This window comes from Mesorhizobium sp. P3_A9 (assembly GCF_056402975.1).
The window spans coordinates 1-2,280 of sequence record NZ_JBFUGJ010000582.1 but is presented as its reverse complement, the minus strand read 5'-3'; the positions used below and the strand labels follow the sequence as shown (position 1 = coordinate 2,280).

The window sequence follows — 2,280 nt, the reverse complement described above, 5'->3', positions numbered from 1 at the left end:
CCCCGTATCTGACCACCTTGCGGCCATCGAAGTCGCAGTATTCGCCTTCGTCGGCACAGGCCGCCCATCTTTCGCGGCGCGGCTCGTCGTAATTGTCATCCGACTGGTCGCGGTCGCGCATGACGATGAAACACGACTTTGGCCTGTTCGGTGCGGGGTCGCCAAAAACGCGATTTGTGCAGGGTACCGCGTTTCGCTCGAAATAGCGCGAGGTTGTGCGGCCCCGGGCGCCGTAGACCACCTCGGCGGGATACGGCAGACGGCAGATGCCGCCCTCGCGCGCGCACTGCTGCAGCCGGTCGGCCGACGCGGTCGCCGGGAAAAGGGCGGTGGCGACCGTCGTTACGGCACCCAGGTAAACGAGCGTGAATATCGTGCGCATAGGAATGTTTGGTGCGATTGACACTATAAGTCCTCCATACCGTTTCGGCAGCAAACTGGTGCAGCTCCGCTACCTGCGAAATGAATCGAGCGCTTTGTGGGCAAATCCGCAAGCGGAATTCGCAAGATCAAACGCGGCTCAACCCAGGCCCAAGTCGTTCAGGAGCTGCTTTTCAGCCTATTGGAGTGGCGTCCCGTTTGCCACACCCTCACGCATGCATGTTTGTTTTTTTGAAGCCGGCTGTGAAGACTGTCGGCTGCATACGACTGGCGCTGGTAACGATCATCGACCGCGCCTCGTACTTCATTTCTGGAAGTGGACTTTGACAATTCTTGTCGACATTTCTCTGTGCCAAGGGTTTGAAACCCTTGAGAGAAATGGCGCGAGTGACGGGGCTCGAACCCGCGACCTCCGGCGTGACAGGCCGGCACTCTAACCAACTGAGCTACACCCGCGCATTGACGAGCACGTGTCAGCCGTGTTCGTCGTTGGGGCGCTGGATAAGGGGTTCGCCACCGGGTGTCAAGCGCACCAAACCATCATAACAGCAAACTGGAGAAGGTTTTTTGACAGCCGGCGTTTTGTTGACAAATCCGGCCCGCGAACAGGGCGCTGCGTGTTCATTTGGCCTTGCGAAGCCGATCCTGACCGCTTAAAGGTCCGCGCCGGAGCGGGCGATTAGCTCAGTTGGTAGAGCGCTTCGTTTACACCGAAGATGTCGGCGGTTCGAGCCCGTCATCGCCCACCATTCCAGCATCGTCTTGAAATGCGATTGGCCCTTCCCGGAGGCAGGACAATGACCAGGCATCCAGGGCGCTTGCTGCTGCTGGTGATTGCGTTGGCAATCAGTGGTACCGGACGCTTCGCCCATGCAGGGGATGCCGGCGACGGCGTCGATCAGCCGGCCGCCAAGGCCGCCTTGCTCAAGGCCTATCCCGGGCTATTCACCATCTCGGGCAATGTCCTGACCTGGACTGACGGCACCACGATGGTGTGGGACGACGGCAAGGCGCGCGACGCCGATGCGCTGCTGGAGAGCCCCGACATCGAAGACATGTTTCGTTACGTCTACCCGACGGCAGCTGAGGGCGCGCTGGTCCCGGCGGAGGATTTCGATCCCGGCCGTGTCCGCAACGAAGCCTTCTTCGAAAAACTCTACGGCGCCAGTGCCGGGGAGGTGGGCAAGCACATCGCCAGCGTCAAATGGCTGCCGAAACTTGGCAAAAAGACCGTTCAGGTCACCAGGGTTTTCGGCATCAACGACCGGCTGGGCAAGGTCTCCGACGCGCTCGAGGCCATGCCCGCGGAGCTTAGCCGTTATGGGCTCAAGCCCGGAGGCGGCTTTGTCTGGCGGCCCATCGCCGGCACGAACCGGTTGAGCGTCCACTCCTTCGGAGCAGCCTTCGATATCAATGTCGGCTTCTCAGACTATTGGTACAACAACAGAAACAAAACCAACCCGAAGGCCCACATCCCGTTCAAGAACCGGATTCCCCTGCAAATCGTGGAACTGTTTGAGAAAAACGGTTTCATCTGGGGCGGGCGCTGGTATCACTACGACACCATGCATTTTGAGTACCGGCCCGAGCTGCTGCTGTACAAGAAGTCCAGCTGATCGCCGGTGGGGTTTCTCGCGAAGGACCGCTTTCGCGATCCTTCGCGAGAATTGGAGCTATGCCCGCGAAGTGGCTCGTGCCGGCACGACGGCATTGACCGCCACCGCCACAGCGATGTTTGCGGCCAATGCAAGCAGCCCGGTATAGACCGTGAAGGGCTCGCCTCCGAGGCTGATCGCGTGCAGCGGTTTCCAGCCGGCATCCCAAACGAGCAGGGTGCCGCCAAAGAAGCCGACGAACCAGCCCGCCAGCAGGGCCGGGGCCCGGAACCAGTTGGTATAG

2 protein-coding genes, 2 tRNA genes and 1 pseudogene are annotated in these 2,280 nt (G+C 60.5%); 2 read left to right on the top strand and 3 right to left on the bottom strand.

All coding sequences use genetic code 11. The features are described 5' to 3' along the window. Together AC1DX0_RS34845 and AC1DX0_RS34840 are read right to left on the bottom strand one after the other, a co-directional pair. The coding region (locus tag AC1DX0_RS34845; RefSeq protein ID WP_477358935.1) for a hypothetical protein at nt 1-406 on the bottom strand (406 nt) is incomplete at its 3' end. A 354-nt stretch (nt 407-760) separates the two neighbouring features. Next, nucleotides 761-837, bottom strand: a tRNA-Asp gene (locus tag AC1DX0_RS34840). 217 nt (nt 838-1,054) lie between these two features. Between AC1DX0_RS34840 and AC1DX0_RS34835 the strand changes: the two genes are divergently transcribed. Both AC1DX0_RS34835 and AC1DX0_RS34830 read left to right on the top strand, forming a co-directional pair. Further along, nucleotides 1,055-1,130: transfer RNA gene (locus tag AC1DX0_RS34835), tRNA-Val, on the top strand. A gap of 69 nt (nt 1,131-1,199) precedes the next feature. Continuing rightward, nucleotides 1,200-1,997, top strand: coding sequence for a M15 family metallopeptidase (locus AC1DX0_RS34830; protein WP_477221227.1), 798 nt, complete (start codon nt 1,200-1,202; stop codon nt 1,995-1,997). 57 nt (nt 1,998-2,054) lie between these two features. Here AC1DX0_RS34830 and AC1DX0_RS34825 read toward each other — a convergent pair. Further along, nucleotides 2,055-2,280: pseudogene (locus tag AC1DX0_RS34825) on the bottom strand (sodium:solute symporter); the annotation flags it as partial.